The following is a 15,614-nucleotide window of genomic DNA, read 5'->3' as shown; positions in this document are numbered from 1 at the left end:
TGCTACTGTCCGGGCGAGCCCGGCTTACTTGCCCAATTCCTGCATGGTGGCAGCATCCAGACGGCCCGTCTGGCTGATGTTGCGGTCTTTCTGGAAAGTACGCAAGGCATTCACCGTCTTGCGGCCCATGGCACCATCGGCCACGCCGGCGTCATAGCCCAGCTGGTTTAATTTGTCCTGGGCAGCTTTCATGGACATGCTGGCAGACGCCGCACCAGGCGCCGAGGTTTGCGACGGCGCCGCGCCGCCATCCACACCCAGCTTGCCGCCACCGCCCAGGCCTTGGCCCTGCACGGTTTGCGCCTTGTAGTTGCGCAGCGAGCGGACCATGTTGTTGTATGCGTCCATAAAGGCCGCGGCAATCACCTTGCCCTGGGGCGTGCTGTTGTACATGCCCGCAGCACCGCCACCGGAGCCGCCAAACAGCGCGCCCATGCCACCCCAGTCGGTCTTGGAGGCGCTGCCTTCCGACACCGCCACCTGCACGCTGGAGCGGTTGTCGATCATGGTCAGCATCACGCTGGCTTCACGCGTGGCGGTCTGGCCGGCCACGGCGCCCAGCAGCCTGCCCGTGCCGCCAAACAAACCACCCACGGCCGCCGCAGCGCCGCCGGTGTTCTGGTTGAAGATGACTTCAGGCGATAGGCCGTAGTCAGATGACACCATCTGGCCCTTGCCGAAGTTGCTGCCCTGGCGCATTTCACCGGAGTTTTGCAGCTGGCGCTCACGGCTCATGGCGTTCATGCCGGTCTGGCTACGCTCCACCACGATGAAGCAGTTGGACTGCTGGATCATCAGGCGCAACAGACTGGCCGTGGGCGGCAGGCGGTATTCGTTGCGCAAGATGGTGTACCAGCCGGCTTGCTCGTTTTCAATCAAAGACACCGTACCCAGGGACGACGCGCATTTTTCCAGCTGCGAGTTTTCATTCGCGCTGCTGGCGCCGCCGGCACTGCCCGTGGCCACGGTTTTGGCCTCAGGGTTGCCCATTTTCATGTCGGTGGTCTCACAACCGGCCAAAAGGGCGACCGCACACGCTGCCACGAGGGATATCTTGATGTTTTGCATGCTGATGTTAGTAAAAGAAAAATGCGTCACAGTGTACGAAACTATCATTTCGCCGCAACCCATCCATCGGCAAAAACGTCCTGCTTATGGCGTAAGCGGCACGCGGTAGAGCCACACGGGCCGCCCGTCCGGCGCCTGCAGGCGGCCGGTGGCGCGCACACCCGGTACCTCAAATTCCAGGCTGACCATCCAGCTGCCGGGCTGCTGCTGCGCACGGGCCTTGTCCCAGGCGCGGGCCATGCTCTCGGGGCGCTGGAACAGATACACCATGGCGTACGGCGCCCAGTCGGCACGCCAGATGTCGCCGCGGCGCACGCGCGCCCAGGGGCAGCGCAGGGCACACAGAGCGCGCAGCGGCCAGCTCCATTCCAGACCCTGCAAGCGCGCCTGCGGGTAGGCCAGGCGTAGCGCCTGCAGGCCGTGGCCCAGGCCGCAGCCGGCGTCCAGCACCAGCGCACCCTCGGGCAGGGGCGCGACCTCGGCCAGGCCTTGCAAGGCCCGCGCAGGCGTGGGAAACAGGGGCGCGTCGCGCCAGGCATTCAGCGGGTAGACCAGCAGCAGCAAGGCCAGGGGCAGCAACCAGGCCCAGGCTGGCAGGGCCAGCGTACCCGACAAGGCCAATGACAAGGGAAAGCCCCCCGCAATCAGGCCACGCCGCCACCAACTACGGCCTAACAGGCTGCAGGCCGCGCCGCCCGCTGTTGCCAGGGCCAGCGCCCCGAGAACCGGCAAGCCCAGCCACAGCAACACGGTAAAAACCGCCCAGGCACCACCCCAGACCAGCAGCGCAGGCAAGGGCCAGGGCAGGCGTTGCAAGGGCGGAGAACCGGCTTAGCGGGCAGCGCCGCGCGACAGCTTGTCGATCAGGCCGTTAAGCTCATCAAGCGAGCCGAACTGCACCACGATCTCGCCCATTTCCTCGATCTTGCCGTGGCGCTTGACGCGCTTCTTGATCTGGATTTCCACCTCGGCCATGAGCAGATCGGAGAGTTCTTCTTCCACCCGCTTCAGGTCGCGCGACTTCTCTTTCTTGGCCTTGGGCGAGGCGGTCAGCGAGAACTCGGCGCTGAGCTTCTTGACCAGGCCCTCGGCCTCGCGCACCGACATCTTCTGGGCGGCGATCTGGCTGGCCGCAGTAATTTGTGTGGCCCGGTCCAGCGACAGCAGGGCGCGTGCATGGCCCATGTCCAGGTCGCCGGCCATCAGCATGGTCTGCACCGGGTCGGCCAGGTTCAACAGACGCAGCAGGTTGCTGGCGGCGCTGCGGGATCTGCCGACGGCCTGGGCCGCCAGCTCGTGCGTCAGGCCGAATTCCTTCACCAGGCGCTGCAGACCCTGGGCTTCTTCCAGAGGGTTCAGGTCTTCGCGCTGGATGTTTTCGATCAGCGCCATGGCGGCTGCGGACTCGTCAGGCACATCACGCACCAGCACCGGCACCCTGTCCAGCCCGGCCAGCCGCGCCGCGCGGAAGCGTCGTTCGCCAGCGATGATTTCATACTTGCCGGCGTTGTCTCCGCTGGTCAGGCGCCGCACCAGGATGGGTTGCATGATGCCCTGGACCTTGATGCTCTCGGCCAGCTCATACAGCGCGCCCTCGTCCATGCGGGTGCGCGGCTGGTACTGGCCGGCGACCAGCTCGGTCAGCGGCAGCTCGGTCGGCAGGCCGGGCTCTTGCGGCACCGGGTCTTGCACCTTGGGGCCGAGCAGAGCGTCCAGGCCCATGCCCAGGCCTTTGCGTTTGGGGGTTGCCATATCGATGTGCTTTCTATTTTTGATTCAGTAACAGCGCCCTGCCCTGCGGCCAGTCGCCGAGGCCGGATTCGGCATTGATGTGGCCGCGCGCGCCAATGTTGTGCAAGGCCGCACCCCAATGCCCGGCGAACCCGGCCGCGGCTTCAAAACTGCAATACGGGTCGTCGGTGGATGCCACCAGCGCGGCCGGAAACGGCAGCGCGCTGAGCACTGGCTGGGCCCAGCGATGCAGCTGCGGCGGGAAATCCGGCTGGGCCACGTCGGGCGGAGCCACCAGCAAAGCGCCCTGCACTTTGCCAACGCTGCCCGACACCGCCGCCCAGGCCGCCACCAGATGGCAGCCCAGGCTGTGCGCGGCCAGCAACACCGGGCCGTCCTGCTGCTGCACCACCTCTTCGAGGCGGGTGATCCAGTCGCCACGCAGCGGCTGCATCCAGTCGTGCTGCTCGACCCGCAGGTCGCCAAAATGGGTTTCCCACAGGGTTTGCCAATGGCCAGGCCCGGAGTTTTGCCAGCCGGGCAGCAAGAGTACGCGTGGAGATGTCATTTGCTATTGATTTAGTAGCTGCTTGCGCAGGTAGTAGCTGCGCTAACGGCCTATTTGTTACATGGTTTTGATGCGCAAGACCATTTCTTCGGCGAAATCGACGTAGGCCAGGCTGCCCTTGGCCGAAGGGTCGAACACCACGCCCGGCAGGCCGTAGCTGGGCGCTTCGGCCAGGCGCACATTGCGCGGGATCACGGTGTTGAACACCTTGTCGGCGAAGTGGGCCTTTAGCTGGTCGCTGACCTGCTGCTGCAAGGTGATGCGCGGGTCGAACATCACGCGCAGCAGGCCGATGATCTGCAGGTCCTTGTTCAGGTTGGCGTGCACCTGCTTGATGGTGTTGACCAGGTCGGTCAGGCCTTCGAGCGCAAAGTATTCGCACTGCATGGGCACGATCACGCCGTTGGCGGCGCACAGGCCGTTCAGGGTCAGCATCGACAGAGAAGGCGGGCAGTCGATCAGCACAAAGTCGTAGTCCTGGGCCACGGCCTCGATGGCGGCGCGCAGGCGCTTTTCGCGCCGCTCCATGGCCACCAGCTCGACCTCGGCGCCGCTGAGCTCGCGGCTGGAGCCGAGCACGTCGTAGCCGCACTTCTCCGACTTGACGCGGGCCTCGGCGATGCTGGCCGATTCCAGCAGCACGTCGTACACCGTCAGCTCCAGGGTCCGCTTGTCCACGCCCGAGCCCATGGTGGCATTGCCCTGCGGGTCCAGGTCGATCATCAGTACCCGCTGCCCAACCTTGGCCAAACCGGCGGCCAGATTCACCGTGGTGGTGGTCTTGCCGACACCGCCCTTTTGGTTCGCTACACAGAATACTTTGGCCATGGATACTTTCGACGCAGATTATTTAGACAGAGCCAGCTTGACGCCAAAGCCGATCAGAAACACACCCGCCAGCTTGTTCAGCGCGCGGGACACGACCGGGTTGGCCCGCATGCGCTCGGCCAGAAAATGGGTCAGCAAGGTAGCAACCAGGCCGTAGGCAAAGGTCAGCGCGGCAATCGTCAGCGCCATCACCGCAAAGGTCAGCAGGCCGCGGTGCTGTGCGGGGTCGACGAACAGTGGGAAGAAGGCCATGTAGAAAACGATGGCCTTGGGGTTCAGCAAGGTAATCATCAAGGCCTGGCGCAGAAAGTGGGAGGGCTTGATGTTCAGAATCGGTGCGTCGCCGGCCTTGGCCAGCAGCATCTTGAAACCCAGGTAGGCCAGGTAGGCGGCCCCCACCCACTGCACTGCCGCGAAAGCCACCGGGTAGCTGGCCAACAAAGCGGCCACGCCGGCCACCGCGGTCCACATCAGCACCTGGTCGCCCAGGATCACACCCAGCGTCGCGGCCAGTCCGCCGCGGATGCCGCCCTTGCTGGTAGAGGTGATCAAGGCCAGATTACCGGGGCCGGGGATCATCAAGAAAACGATGATGGCAGCGACAAATGCGCCGTAATTTGCAATGCCAAACATGGAAAACTCCTCGCGTGTGAGGAGCCGAGTTTACGCGACGGCGTTTTTAATCTTCATCCAGACGATGCAGCGCTCGGCATCCAGGCCCGGCACCACCAGCTGTTCCACGTGAAACACATCCACCGTGGCGGGCAAAACTGCCAGTTCGGCGTCCGGATGCTTGCCTTTCATGGCCAACCAAACGCCCTGCTCTGCCAGGCTCGATACCGACCAGGTGGTGAAGTCCAGCAGCGAAGCGAAAGCCCGCGAGCTCACCACCTCGAACTTTTCCTTCAGGTTTTCCACCCGCGCATGCACGCCGCGCAGATTGCGCAGCTTCAGCTCCAGCGCCACCTGCTGCACAAACGCGGCCTTTTTGCCCACCGTGTCCACGCAGCTCACCTGCAGGTCCGGGCAGCAGATGGCGAATACCACGCCGGGCAGACCACCGCCCGAGCCCACATCCAGCAAGCGCCCACCCGGCGCCAAAGTCGCCAGATGCTTTTGCAGCGGCGGCACGGCCGCCAGGCTGTCGATCAAGTGGTGGGTCAGCGCCTCGTCCGGGTCGCGCACCGCCGTCAGGTTGTAAACCTTGTTCCACTTCAGGATCAGGTCCAGGTAGCGCAGCAGGGTCTGCAACTGCTCGGTCGATAAAGCCAGGCCGAGCTGTTCAGCGGCATGGGTCAGGGTTTGCAGACGGTCGCTCACAGAACGGCCTCTTCTACCGTGGGGCGGTCCTTCCAGCCCATTTTCTTCAAATGCACCAGCAGCAGCGAGATCGCTGCCGGTGTCACGCCGGTCATGCGCGAAGCCAGGCCCAGGGTTTCCGGGCGGTGCTTGTTCAGAGTCTGGCGCACTTCATAGCTGAGTGCGGTGACGGCCAGGTAGTCCAGGTCGGCCGGAATCTTCAGGTGTTCGTAATGCGCGGCGCGGTCGATCTCGGACTTCTGGCGCTCGATGTAGCCTGAGTATTTGGCGTTGATGTCTACCTGCTCCAGCACCGCGGCAACGAAATCGGCCTCGGCTGTTTCACGTGGAACAGTGGCAGAAAACTCTTCCACGGCAAACTTGCCGTTGGCCAAGGTCATCAGCTGGCCGTAGCTCACATCGGGCCGGCGCAGCAATTCAGCCAGGCTGTATTCATGTTCGATGGCCTTGCCCAGCACCCGCTCGGACTCGGTGGCCGCCAGGTTCTTCGGGCTGATCCAGAGGCCACGCAGGCGTTCTGTTTCACGTGAAACAGCATCGCGCTTGCGGTTGAAAGACTCCCAGCGCGCATCGTCCACCAGGCCCATTTGGCGGCCGGCTTCGGTCAGGCGCATGTCGGCGTTGTCCTCGCGCAGCTGCAGGCGGAACTCGGCGCGGCTGGTGAACATGCGGTAGGGCTCGGTCACACCCTTGGTGATCAGGTCGTCTACCAGCACGCCCAGGTAGGCCTGATCGCGGCCCGGCAGCCAGGATGCTTCACCCCGGCATTGCAGCGCAGCATTGATGCCGGCGAACAAGCCTTGGGCCGCCGCCTCCTCGTAGCCGGTGGTGCCGTTGATCTGGCCGGCGAAGAACAGGCCGTTGATCTGGCGCGTTTCAAAGCTGCTTTTCAGGCTGCGCGGGTCAAAGTAGTCGTACTCGATGGCGTAGCCGGGGCGCAGGATATGGGCGTTTTCCAGGCCGACCATGGAGCGCACCAGGTCGTACTGCACGTCGAACGGCAGGCTGGTGGAAATGCCGTTGGGGTAGACCTCGTGGGTGGTCAGGCCTTCGGGTTCCAGGAAGATCTGGTGGCTTTCCTTGTCCGCAAAGCGGTTGATCTTGTCTTCCACGCTCGGGCAGTAACGCGGGCCCACGCCCTCGATCTTGCCGGTGAACATGGGGCTGCGGTCAAAGCCCGAGCGGATGATTTCGTGGGTGCGCGCATTCGTATGGGTGATCCAGCACGGCATTTGCGCGGGGTGCATGGAGCGCTTGCCCATGAAGCTGAACACCGGAATCTGGTCGCCGACACCGCCCGGCATGCCGTCGCCGGGTTGCTCGGCCAGTTTGCTGTAGTCGATGCTGCGGCCGTCGATACGCGGTGGCGTGCCGGTTTTCAGACGGGCCTGCGGCAGCTTGAGTTCCTTGAGTCGCGCGCTCAGGCTGACCGCTGGCGGGTCACCGGCGCGGCCGGCGGCGTAGTTGTTCAGGCCCACATGGATCTTGCCGTCCAGGAAGGTGCCGGCCGTCAGCACCACGGTGCGGCTGCGGAACTGGATGCCAACCTGGGTGACGGCGCCGACCACGCGGTCGCCTTCGATCATCAGGTCGTCTACCGCCTGCTGGAACAGCCACAGATTCGGCTGGTTCTCCAGCATGCGACGGATCGCGGCTTTGTACAAAACCCGGTCGGCCTGGGCGCGGGTGGCGCGCACGGCCGGGCCCTTGCTGGAATTGAGGATGCGGAACTGGATGCCGCCTTCGTCGGTGGCCAAGGCCATCGCGCCGCCGAGTGCGTCCACCTCTTTCACCAGGTGGCCCTTGCCGATACCGCCGATGGACGGGTTGCAGCTCATCTGGCCCAGGGTCTCGATGTTGTGCGTCAGCAGCAGCGTCTTGCTGCCCATGCGTGCAGCGGCCAGCGCGGCCTCGGTGCCCGCATGGCCGCCGCCAACCACGATCACATCAAATTCCTGGGGGTACAACATACGCATTCCTCTATCGGTTCAAGCGCCCACTGGTCCATGCACGGGCGCGTCGGCGCGTCGTGCGGGGTTCAAGCTGGGGGGTTGTATATTTTAGTGGGCTGGGCCGTTTTTGCCCCCCCGGTGCCCGATTCCCCACACCCCCACTATTCCCATGCACATCCTCGCCCTGTCCGGCAGCCTGCGCGCTGCGTCCATCCACAGCGCCCTGCTGCGCGCCACGGCCCGCCTGGCCGGGCCGGATGTGCAGGTCCGCGTCAGCGACGCCATCCGCCAGCTGCCGCTGTTCAACCCCGATCTGGACCCGGCCCAGCAAGTTGCCGTCTGCGCCCTGTACGCCGAGGTGCGAGCGACCGACGCCCTGCTGATCGTCAGCCCGGAATACGCCCATGGCATCAGCGGCGCGATGAAAAATGCGCTGGACTGGCTGGTCAGCTTCGAGCCCTTTGTGGCCAAACCGGTGGCCGTATTCAACGCCTCGCCGCGCGCGCACATCGCCGACGCCGCCCTGCGCGAAGTGCTGAAGACCATGTCCGCCACCATCGTCGAAGCGGCCTCCATCAGCATCCCACTGCTGGGCGCGCATCTGTCCGAAGACGCCATGGTGGCCGACCCGGTGGTGTCACACAGCATTCGGCAGGCTCTGGCGGCGCTGCAGTACGCTGCGCCACCCGGTCCCGCCGGACAAGACCCCGCATTCCCCCTGAGCTGACACCCGCTCTGACCTGTGCTGGCTTTAAAGCTCTTGCTCGTACCCTTCTTCCTGCTGCTGGTCACGCTGGCAGGAAGACGCTGGGGACCATCGGTTGCCGGGTGGCTGGCGGGCTTGCCAGTGGTCGCCGGGCCAATTTTGTTTTTCCTCGCGCTCGAACACGGCGCGCGATTCACGGCCCATGCAGCGACTGCAGCGCTCTCGGCGGTGTTCGCGTCCGTGGCGTTCAGCCTTGCCTATGCCCACGCCGCACAGCGCTGGTCCTGGCAAACCGCGATGACCCTGGGGCTGCTGGCCTGGGCGGCGGCCGCCACAAGCTTGACTACGCGCCCCTTGTCGCAGGCCATGTCCCTGGTGGTCGCGCTGTTGACGCTACTGGCCGCACCGGTCTGCTTTCCGCACAAAACCGGCAAGGCCCAGAGCCGGCAATTGGGCATCGCGGAGCTGGGTTTACGCATGCTGGCAGGCGCGGCGTTGACCTTGGCGGTCACCCTCAGCGCGGGCCACGTCAGCCCTGCCTGGAGCGGCTTGCTGGCCGTCTTCCCGGTACTGGGCATCGTGCTGGCCGTGTTCTCCCATCACAGCCAAGGCCCGGCATTTGCCGCCGCCCTGCTAAAAGCCATGGTCACAGGCTTGTATTCCTTCGTAGCGTTTTGCTTTACCCTTTCCATGGCTTTGCCGTCTCTGAGCACGGCATGGTCCTTCGCCATCGCTTGTAGCGGGGCGGCAATGGTGCAGCTTCTGTCGAAGCGCATCCTGGCGCGCTAAACCTGACCTAATCCTCTACCCAACCCCATGCCCATCACCATCCCCAAAGAAGCCCGCACCCAAGCCATTGCCTCCATCGAGCGCTACTTCCAGCAGAACATGGAGGAAAAGATTGGCAACATCGCCGCGGGCGCCCTGCTGGGCTTCTTCCTCGAAGAGATCGGGCCGCTGGTCTACAACCAGGGCGTGAGCGATGTGCAGGAGCGGCTGCAGGCGCGGGTGATGGAAGTAGACATCGAGGTGCATGAAGACGCCTTCACCTACTGGAACAAGTACGACCGCGCCACCAAGGGCCGCACCAAGTAAGCCCTACGTGACCCAAGGCAATTTGCTATTTATTTAATAGCTGCCTGCGCAGATAATTCCTGCGCGAGCGGCCTTTTTCCTTTAAATTCTCCGCCACACCCCGGTAGCCAACGCGCAGCCCCGGCGACAATCTGGCGCAACTCCTTACCTGAAAAGACCCTGCCCCATGGCCTCTAGCCTGTTTGTGTTGATTGACGATATTGCCTCCATCCTGGATGACGTGGCCCTGCTGACCAAGGTCGCGGCCAAGAAGACCACCGGCGTGCTGGGCGATGACCTGGCGCTGAACGCGCAGCAGGTGGCGGGCGTCAAGGCCGAACGCGAGCTGCCGGTGGTGTGGGCGGTATTCAAGGGCTCGCTACGCAACAAGCTGATCCTGGTGCCGGCGGCGCTGGCCATCAGCGCCTTCGCACCCTGGGCCGTGACCCCGCTGCTGATGGTCGGCGGCGCCTACCTGTGCTTTGAGGGCTTTGAGAAGCTGGCGCACAAATACCTGCACAGCCCGGACGAAGATGCCGCCCAGCACCAGGCCCTGGCGGCCGCCGTGGCCAACCCGGCGGTGGACCTGGTGGCGTTGGAGAAGGACAAGATCCAGGGCGCGGTGCGTACCGACTTCATCCTCTCCGCCGAGATCATCGCCATCACCCTGGGCACGGTGCAAACCAGCGGCTTCAGCACCCAGCTGACAGTGCTGAGCACCATCGCCATCGTGATGACCATAGGCGTGTACGGCCTGGTGGCCGGCATCGTCAAACTGGACGACGGCGGCCTCTACCTCACCCAGCAAGCCAACGCCTGGAAGCAGCGCCTGGGCCGGGGCATTCTGGTGTTCGCACCGTGGATGATGAAGGCTTTATCCGTAGTGGGCACGGCTGCCATGTTTCTGGTGGGCGGCGGCATTTTGACGCACGGCCTGCCCGTGCTGCACCACGGGGTCGAGGCCGCTACCCAGCAACTCGCCGCCGTACCCGGTGCCGCCACCCTGCTGCCCTTGCTGGCCGACGGCATCACCGGCATCGTGGCGGGTGCCCTGGTGCTGGCCGGTGTGACGCTGGTGCAGCGCCTGCGACCTACCAAGGCCGCGCACTGATACGCTACTGAATTTATAGCTACCAGCGCAGGCTGTATCTGCGCTGGAGCCTCATTTTTCTAAAAACGCCCAGGGTGGGCTTGTCACGGTACTGTCACAGCCCAGAAAGACACTTGCGGGAATTCCCCCCACAAGGCTCTTTCCATGAACACCGCAAGCTCGGCAGCCGCGCCCTTCAAGCCGGCACACCCCCAACCCACCTCGCGGCCGCAACTGGACCGTAAAAGCGGGCCCATGACGGCGATCATCTTCATCGGTCTGCTGGCCGTAGGCCTGCTGTTCAGCGGCTACAGCCTGGTCAGCGATGTGCAGGATGCTGGCGCTGTGGCCACCACCTGGCTGCCCTATCTGCTGCTGGGCGTGGCCCTGCTGATCGCGCTGGGCTTCGAGTTCGTCAACGGCTTCCACGACACGGCCAACGCCGTGGCCACGGTGATCTACACCCATTCCCTGCCGCCGAATGTGGCGGTGATGTGGTCGGGCTTCTTCAACTTCCTGGGCGTGTTGCTGTCCAGCGGCGCGGTGGCCTTTGGCATCATCTCGCTGCTGCCAGTGGAGCTGATACTGCATGTGGGCTCCAGCGCTGGCTTTGCCATGGTGTTCGCCCTGCTGATCGCCGCCATTCTGTGGAACCTGGGCACCTGGTGGCTGGGGCTGCCGGCATCCAGCTCGCACACGCTGATCGGCTCCATCCTGGGCGTGGGCATTGCCAACGCGCTGATGCATGGCCGTGACGGCACCAGCGGCGTGGACTGGGCCCAGGCCACCAAGATCGGCTATTCGCTGCTGCTGTCGCCCCTGGTGGGCTTTGGCTGCGCCGCCCTGCTGCTGCTGGCCTTGCGTGCCCTGGTAAAGAACAAAGAGCTGTACGCCGAGCCCAAAGGCAACAAGCCGCCCCCATGGTGGATCCGCAGCCTGCTGGTGCTGACCTGCACCGGCGTGTCCTTCGCCCACGGTTCCAACGACGGCCAAAAAGGCATGGGCCTGATCATGCTGATCCTGGTGGGCACCGTGCCCATGGCCTACGCGCTGAACCGCGCCATGCCCGCCGACCAGGTGGTGCAGTTCGCCGCCATGGCCCAGGTTACACAGCAGTCACTGCGCACCACCAGCAGCGTGGTGGCACCATCTGATCCACGTGAAACATTGACCACCTACCTGCGCACCAAGGAGTTCACCCCCGAGGTAGTGCCCGCACTGAGCGCGGTGGTGGGCGACATCGGCACGCAGGTGAAGGAGCACGGCACGCTGGCCAAGGTGCCTGCCGCCGCCGTGGGCAATATGCGCAACGATATGTACCTGGCGTCCGAAGCCATCCGCTTCCTGGACAAGGCCGAAGATGCGCACCTGGGTGCTGAAGCCAAGACCAATCTGAAAGCCTTCAAGGGCCGTATCGACGACGCCACCAAGTTCATCCCGCTGTGGGTCAAGGTGGCCGTGGCCATTGCACTCGGCCTGGGCACCATGGTGGGCTGGAAGCGCATCGTGGTCACCGTAGGTGAAAAGATCGGCAAGACCCACCTCACCTACGCCCAGGGCGCATCGGCCGAGCTGGTCGCCATGCTGACGATTGGCGCAGCCGATATGTACGGCCTGCCGGTGTCCACCACCCATGTGCTGTCGTCCGGCGTGGCCGGCACCATGGCGGCCAATAAATCAGGCCTGCAGATGTCCACCATCCGCAACCTGCTGATGGCCTGGGTGCTGACCCTCCCCGCCTCCATCCTGCTGTCCGGCTCGCTGTACTGGCTGTTCGCGCATATCTTTTAAGCCCGGGACTGCATGCAAACTGGCACCTACGGTTCCGATAAAAACGGCCTGGTCTGCGGATACCTTTTTGAAAACGGCGGCCCCGGCGCCGCCATCCAGCTGCCCGACGCGGTGGCCTGGCTGCAAAACGAGCAGCCCAAGGCCCCGGGCGATTTCCTCTGGCTGCATTTCAACCTGGCCGACGCAGCCGCCGAGGCCTGGATCAAAAACCACCTGGACGTGGTGCCCGAGTTCTTCGAGGCGCTGCACGAGGGCTCGCGCTCCACCCGACTGGAAGACGCGCACGACACGCTGATCGCCGTCATCAACGACGTGGCCTACGAGTTCGCCTTCGACCCCGCCGAGATCGCCAGCCTATGGCTGAACGTAGGCCCGCACCTGGCCATCAGCGCCCGCTCGCACCCGCTGCGCTCCATCGACCGCATGCGCGCCAATGTGAAGAACGGTGGGCAGATCGCCTCCTCCGTGGCCTTTTTAAACACCCTGCTGCACGAACAAGGCGATGTGCTGGTGCGCATCGTGCGCGACGCCACCGTGCAGGTGGATGTGATCGAAGACAAGTTTCTGGTCGGCCGGCTGCAAGACCGACGTGCCGACCTGGGTCGCCTGCGCCGCGTGCTGGTGCGGCTGCAGCGGCTGCTGGCGCCCGAGCCGGGCGCGCTGTTCCGCCTGCTGCGCCTGCCGCCACCCTGGATCAGCGAACACGACCTGGAAGAGCTGCGCCAGGCAACCGAAGAGTTCTCGCTGACCATCCGCGACATGTCGGAGCTGAAGGAACGCATCAAGCTGCTGCAGGAAGAAATCGCCGCCCAGGTGAGCGAGCAGACGAACCAAAGCGTCTTCACCCTGACCATGGTCACCGTGCTGGCCCTGCCCATCAACATCGTCGCCGGCCTGCTGGGCATGAACGTGGGCGGCATCCCGCTGGCCCAGCACCCGGACGGCTTCTGGGTGGTGGTGGCCATCATCGTGGCGTTTACGGTGTTTGCCGCCTGGTACGTGTACAAGCAGAAGAAGTAAGGCTATTTGCTATTGTTTTAATAGCTCCTAGCGCAGGTACTGCGTGCGCTGGCGGCACATAGGACGCCAGCCCTTGAAGAATGCATGGCATACGGGCTATGCTGGCAGGCCGGGCTGTTGCTGCCCAGGAGCAGGCCGTGGTCGCCACAAGGTGCCCCCACGCTGCAGACATTTCAACCACCACTGGAGTTTTTCATGTCCCTTCGCATCAACGACACCGCCCCCAACTTCACCGCGCAGACCACGCAAGGCGTTATCGACTTCCATAGCTGGATCGGTGACGGCTGGGCCTGCCTGTTCTCGCACCCCAAGGACTTCACCCCGGTGTGCACCACCGAGTTGGGCTATATGGCCAAGATCGAGCCCGAGTTCACCAAACGCAACTGCAAGATCATCGGCCTGTCGGTAGACCCGGTGGAAAACCACAGCAAATGGGTGGCCGACATCGAGGAAACCCAGGGCGCCAAGGTCACCTACCCCATGATCGGCGACACCGACCTGACAGTGGCCAAGCTCTACAACATGTTGCCCGCCGAGGAGCCCGGCACGTCGGATGGCCGCACCGCCGCCACCAACGCCACGGTGCGCTCGGTATTCATCATCGGCCCGGACAAGAAGATCAAGCTGATGCTGACCTACCCCATGACCACCGGCCGCAACTTCGACGAAATCCTGCGCGTACTCGAATCCATGCAGCTCACCGCCAAGTACAAGGTGGCCACGCCAGTGAACTGGAAGAACGGCGACGACGTGATCATCACCACCGCCGTGTCCAATGAAGACGCCGAAAAGGCCTTCCCCGGCTACAAGACCATCAAGCCCTATCTGCGCGTGACCAAGCAACCGGGCTGAACGCCGCTTGTTTGCTATCTTTTCTACAGCTTAAAGCGCAGATATTTCCTGCACCGGTCGCAAATCCAGGCCCAGAAACTGGGTGCCAGGCACCGGATTGAAGCTCACAGGCTCGGCCACCGTGAAGCCCAGGGTTGCATACAGCGCCTGGGCCGCCTTGAACTCGGGCAGCACATCCAGGCACATACGCGCGTAACCGGCCAGGCGGGCTTCGTCCAGCATGCGCTCGACCAACTGACGGCCTATATTCTGGCCCCGTGCCGCGGGGCGCACATAAACGCGCTTGAGCTCGCAGATCTGCGCATCCACCCGGCGCAGCGCGGCACAACCCAGCACGCGGCCATCCACCCAGGCCAGCAGCAATCGGCCTTCGGGATCGGCGTAATTGCCAGGCAGACTGGCAAACTCGGCTTCATAGCCCTGGTAATCCAGGCTCGCCGTGGGGCTAAGCACATACTCACGAAAGATGGAAACGACCTCGGTCAGATGCTCGGGGAAACGGGCGGGCAGGATGCTGATCATGAAATCTTGGTTTAAGAACAATCCGCTGTTATAGCAGCTCAGCGCACCAGCCGGAAGAACGTCAAGTCCATACCCTGCTGGGTGCGCCGCACCACGCCTTGCGGGTCGAAGTAAACCCAGAACCACATGTCCTGCACCTCGCGCCAGCGGTAGGCCCAGATGTCGCCGGTCCAGGACATCACATGGTCTATCTGGGCCGGCGGGCCGAAGGCCCAGAGGATGTCGTCGCGGGTGGTGCTGCCAGACAGGTCGATTTGCGAAAACGCATTGAGGTTCATCACCTCACGCGCCTGCTGCACCTTGCCACTGGCGTCCATGTCCACCATCAGCACCGACTGGCCCATGGGCTGGGTGGAGTACTGCAGGCGGTGCACGCCGGCACGGTCCAGCTCGGCCGTGGGCTTGCCGCGTGCCGACAGCACCTCATCCCGTGTCATGCCGGGCGTCACGGCGCAGCCCGCAAGGGCCACCAACGCGGCGGCCAAGAGCGCCCCCGCCAAATTACGGAAAGTACGCATACCCATCATTCCTTCGTCAAAAACCGTCACACCATGGTTTGCAGCACGGCCACAGCCAGTGCGTGGTCTTCGGCCTGGGGCAGGCCGGACACGGTGAGCACACCGAACATGCCGGCACCGCGTATGCGCAGCGGGAACGCGCCGCCATGGGCCGCGTATTCGCGCGGGTCCAGGCCGGAGTCGGCTTCAAAGTCCTTGCCCTTGCTGCGGTACAGCGCGCCCATATAGAACGAGCTATGGGCAAAACGGCGCACCACGTTGACCTTGCGCCGCACCCAGTCAGCGTTGTCGGGCGTCGTGCCCTCCATGGCGTGCTGGAACAGCTGCAGATCGCCCCAGCGTATGTCCACCATCACCAGCTGGCCCACGCGCTGCGCCGCGTTGACAACGGCCAGGCCCAGGTCCAGCGCCGTGGCATGTGAAAAGCTGCTGAACTGCAGCGCATCTTCCTGGCGCAGCAGCTCGGGCAGCAGGTCTTTATCGGCTTGCGACATCCAAGTCTTCCTTCATGTTGCTATATTTACTATAGCTGCCAGCGCAGTTATTCCCTGCGCTAGCGGCATGCTTCTTATAA

General features: G+C 64.0%; 18 protein-coding genes. 7 read left to right on the top strand and 11 right to left on the bottom strand.

The annotated features are described in order from the left end of the window. Nucleotides 1-24: 24 nt before the first annotated feature. From AC07R0_RS15180 to mnmG, 8 genes are all read right to left on the bottom strand, one after another. Entirely contained in the window at nucleotides 25-1,068 is a 1,044-nt protein-coding gene (locus tag AC07R0_RS15180; RefSeq protein ID WP_495105461.1) for a peptidoglycan-binding protein, read from the bottom strand. An 84-nt stretch (nucleotides 1,069-1,152) separates the two neighbouring features. Then, nucleotides 1,153-1,884 carry a class I SAM-dependent methyltransferase gene (locus tag AC07R0_RS15175; RefSeq protein ID WP_495105460.1) on the bottom strand — a complete coding sequence of 244 codons (732 nt, stop codon included), beginning with the start codon at nucleotides 1,882-1,884 and terminating at the stop codon, nucleotides 1,153-1,155. A 15-nt stretch (nucleotides 1,885-1,899) separates the two neighbouring features. Further along, nucleotides 1,900-2,820 (bottom strand): ParB/RepB/Spo0J family partition protein, encoded by a 921-nt coding sequence (locus AC07R0_RS15170; RefSeq protein ID WP_495105459.1) that lies wholly within the window; start codon nucleotides 2,818-2,820, stop codon nucleotides 1,900-1,902. A 13-nt stretch (nucleotides 2,821-2,833) separates the two neighbouring features. Then, nucleotides 2,834-3,367 carry an RBBP9/YdeN family alpha/beta hydrolase gene (locus AC07R0_RS15165; RefSeq protein ID WP_495105458.1) on the bottom strand — a complete coding sequence of 178 codons (534 nt, stop codon included), beginning with the start codon at nucleotides 3,365-3,367 and terminating at the stop codon, nucleotides 2,834-2,836. Nucleotides 3,368-3,424: 57 nt separating this feature from the next. Then, entirely contained in the window at nucleotides 3,425-4,195 is a 771-nt protein-coding gene (locus AC07R0_RS15160) for a ParA family protein (protein WP_495105457.1), read from the bottom strand. Nucleotides 4,196-4,213: 18 nt separating this feature from the next. After that, nucleotides 4,214-4,828: a LysE family transporter gene (locus AC07R0_RS15155; RefSeq protein WP_310375105.1), complete on the bottom strand. Its 615-nt coding sequence runs from the start codon at nucleotides 4,826-4,828 to the stop codon at nucleotides 4,214-4,216. A 30-nt stretch (nucleotides 4,829-4,858) separates the two neighbouring features. Next, nucleotides 4,859-5,515 carry a 16S rRNA (guanine(527)-N(7))-methyltransferase RsmG gene (gene rsmG, locus AC07R0_RS15150; protein ID WP_495105456.1) on the bottom strand — a complete coding sequence of 219 codons (657 nt, stop codon included), beginning with the start codon at nucleotides 5,513-5,515 and terminating at the stop codon, nucleotides 4,859-4,861. Next, nucleotides 5,512-7,485, bottom strand: coding sequence for a tRNA uridine-5-carboxymethylaminomethyl(34) synthesis enzyme MnmG (gene mnmG, locus AC07R0_RS15145; RefSeq protein ID WP_495105455.1), 1,974 nt, complete (start codon nucleotides 7,483-7,485; stop codon nucleotides 5,512-5,514). The genes rsmG and mnmG overlap by 4 nt, the downstream gene beginning before the upstream one ends. A gap of 151 nt (nucleotides 7,486-7,636) precedes the next feature. On the opposite strand from mnmG, the gene AC07R0_RS15140 reads away from it, so the two are divergent. From AC07R0_RS15140 to AC07R0_RS15110, 7 genes are all read left to right on the top strand, one after another. Continuing rightward, nucleotides 7,637-8,194 (top strand): NADPH-dependent FMN reductase, encoded by a 558-nt coding sequence (locus AC07R0_RS15140; protein ID WP_495105454.1) that lies wholly within the window; start codon nucleotides 7,637-7,639, stop codon nucleotides 8,192-8,194. Nucleotides 8,195-8,209: 15 nt separating this feature from the next. Beyond that, on the top strand, nucleotides 8,210-8,962 hold the full coding sequence (locus tag AC07R0_RS15135; RefSeq protein ID WP_495105453.1) for a hypothetical protein: 753 nt from the start codon (nucleotides 8,210-8,212) through the stop codon (nucleotides 8,960-8,962). A 27-nt stretch (nucleotides 8,963-8,989) separates the two neighbouring features. After that, on the top strand, nucleotides 8,990-9,268 hold the full coding sequence (locus tag AC07R0_RS15130; protein WP_495105452.1) for a DUF2164 domain-containing protein: 279 nt from the start codon (nucleotides 8,990-8,992) through the stop codon (nucleotides 9,266-9,268). Between the two features lie 166 nt (nucleotides 9,269-9,434). Continuing rightward, the gene (locus AC07R0_RS15125) at nucleotides 9,435-10,358 is read left to right on the top strand and encodes a DUF808 domain-containing protein (protein ID WP_495105451.1); all 924 of its coding nucleotides are present in this window, start codon (nucleotides 9,435-9,437) and stop codon (nucleotides 10,356-10,358) included. A gap of 144 nt (nucleotides 10,359-10,502) precedes the next feature. After that, nucleotides 10,503-12,128, top strand: coding sequence for an inorganic phosphate transporter (locus tag AC07R0_RS15120; RefSeq protein ID WP_495105450.1), 1,626 nt, complete (start codon nucleotides 10,503-10,505; stop codon nucleotides 12,126-12,128). Nucleotides 12,129-12,140: 12 nt separating this feature from the next. Continuing rightward, nucleotides 12,141-13,148, top strand: coding sequence for a transporter (locus AC07R0_RS15115; protein WP_495077000.1), 1,008 nt, complete (start codon nucleotides 12,141-12,143; stop codon nucleotides 13,146-13,148). A gap of 195 nt (nucleotides 13,149-13,343) precedes the next feature. After that, nucleotides 13,344-14,000 (top strand): peroxiredoxin, encoded by a 657-nt coding sequence (locus tag AC07R0_RS15110; protein WP_495105449.1) that lies wholly within the window; start codon nucleotides 13,344-13,346, stop codon nucleotides 13,998-14,000. 30 nt (nucleotides 14,001-14,030) lie between these two features. Here the strand turns inward: AC07R0_RS15110 and AC07R0_RS15105 are convergent, their stop codons facing one another. The 3 genes from AC07R0_RS15105 to AC07R0_RS15095 are packed head-to-tail and all read right to left on the bottom strand — an operon-like array spanning nucleotide 14,031 to nucleotide 15,534. Next, nucleotides 14,031-14,522 carry a GNAT family N-acetyltransferase gene (locus AC07R0_RS15105; RefSeq protein WP_495105448.1) on the bottom strand — a complete coding sequence of 164 codons (492 nt, stop codon included), beginning with the start codon at nucleotides 14,520-14,522 and terminating at the stop codon, nucleotides 14,031-14,033. A gap of 38 nt (nucleotides 14,523-14,560) precedes the next feature. Further along, nucleotides 14,561-15,040, bottom strand: a complete 480-nt coding sequence (locus AC07R0_RS15100; protein WP_495105447.1) for a hypothetical protein — start codon at nucleotides 15,038-15,040, stop codon at nucleotides 14,561-14,563. A gap of 26 nt (nucleotides 15,041-15,066) precedes the next feature. Then, nucleotides 15,067-15,534, bottom strand: coding sequence for a heme-degrading domain-containing protein (locus tag AC07R0_RS15095; protein WP_495099487.1), 468 nt, complete (start codon nucleotides 15,532-15,534; stop codon nucleotides 15,067-15,069). Between the last annotated feature and the right edge of the window lie 80 nt (nucleotides 15,535-15,614).

The sequence above is a fragment of the Rhodoferax sp. GW821-FHT07F03 genome (assembly GCF_059418745.1).
Note: the sequence above shows the minus strand (reverse complement) of the source record. Positions and strands in the feature narration are given on the sequence as shown.

Excerpts from the sequence above, each read along its gene's own strand:
- AC07R0_RS15170 (WP_495105459.1), bottom strand. The coding sequence starts at position 2,820 with ATGGCAACCCCCAAACGCAAAGGCCTGGGCATGGGCCTGGACGCTCTG.
- AC07R0_RS15130 (WP_495105452.1), top strand. The coding sequence starts at position 8,990 with ATGCCCATCACCATCCCCAAAGAAGCCCGCACCCAAGCCATTGCCTCC.
- AC07R0_RS15100 (WP_495105447.1), bottom strand. The coding sequence starts at position 15,040 with ATGCGTACTTTCCGTAATTTGGCGGGGGCGCTCTTGGCCGCCGCGTTG.
- AC07R0_RS15105 (WP_495105448.1), bottom strand. The coding sequence starts at position 14,522 with ATGATCAGCATCCTGCCCGCCCGTTTCCCCGAGCATCTGACCGAGGTC.
- AC07R0_RS15140 (WP_495105454.1), top strand. The coding sequence starts at position 7,637 with ATGCACATCCTCGCCCTGTCCGGCAGCCTGCGCGCTGCGTCCATCCAC.
- AC07R0_RS15095 (WP_495099487.1), bottom strand. The coding sequence starts at position 15,534 with ATGTCGCAAGCCGATAAAGACCTGCTGCCCGAGCTGCTGCGCCAGGAA.
- AC07R0_RS15155 (WP_310375105.1), bottom strand. The coding sequence starts at position 4,828 with ATGTTTGGCATTGCAAATTACGGCGCATTTGTCGCTGCCATCATCGTT.
- AC07R0_RS15125 (WP_495105451.1), top strand. The coding sequence starts at position 9,435 with ATGGCCTCTAGCCTGTTTGTGTTGATTGACGATATTGCCTCCATCCTG.
- AC07R0_RS15160 (WP_495105457.1), bottom strand. The coding sequence starts at position 4,195 with ATGGCCAAAGTATTCTGTGTAGCGAACCAAAAGGGCGGTGTCGGCAAG.
- AC07R0_RS15115 (WP_495077000.1), top strand. The coding sequence starts at position 12,141 with ATGCAAACTGGCACCTACGGTTCCGATAAAAACGGCCTGGTCTGCGGA.
- AC07R0_RS15180 (WP_495105461.1), bottom strand. The coding sequence starts at position 1,068 with ATGCAAAACATCAAGATATCCCTCGTGGCAGCGTGTGCGGTCGCCCTT.
- AC07R0_RS15165 (WP_495105458.1), bottom strand. The coding sequence starts at position 3,367 with ATGACATCTCCACGCGTACTCTTGCTGCCCGGCTGGCAAAACTCCGGG.
- AC07R0_RS15110 (WP_495105449.1), top strand. The coding sequence starts at position 13,344 with ATGTCCCTTCGCATCAACGACACCGCCCCCAACTTCACCGCGCAGACC.
- AC07R0_RS15120 (WP_495105450.1), top strand. The coding sequence starts at position 10,503 with ATGAACACCGCAAGCTCGGCAGCCGCGCCCTTCAAGCCGGCACACCCC.
- mnmG (WP_495105455.1), bottom strand. The coding sequence starts at position 7,485 with ATGTTGTACCCCCAGGAATTTGATGTGATCGTGGTTGGCGGCGGCCAT.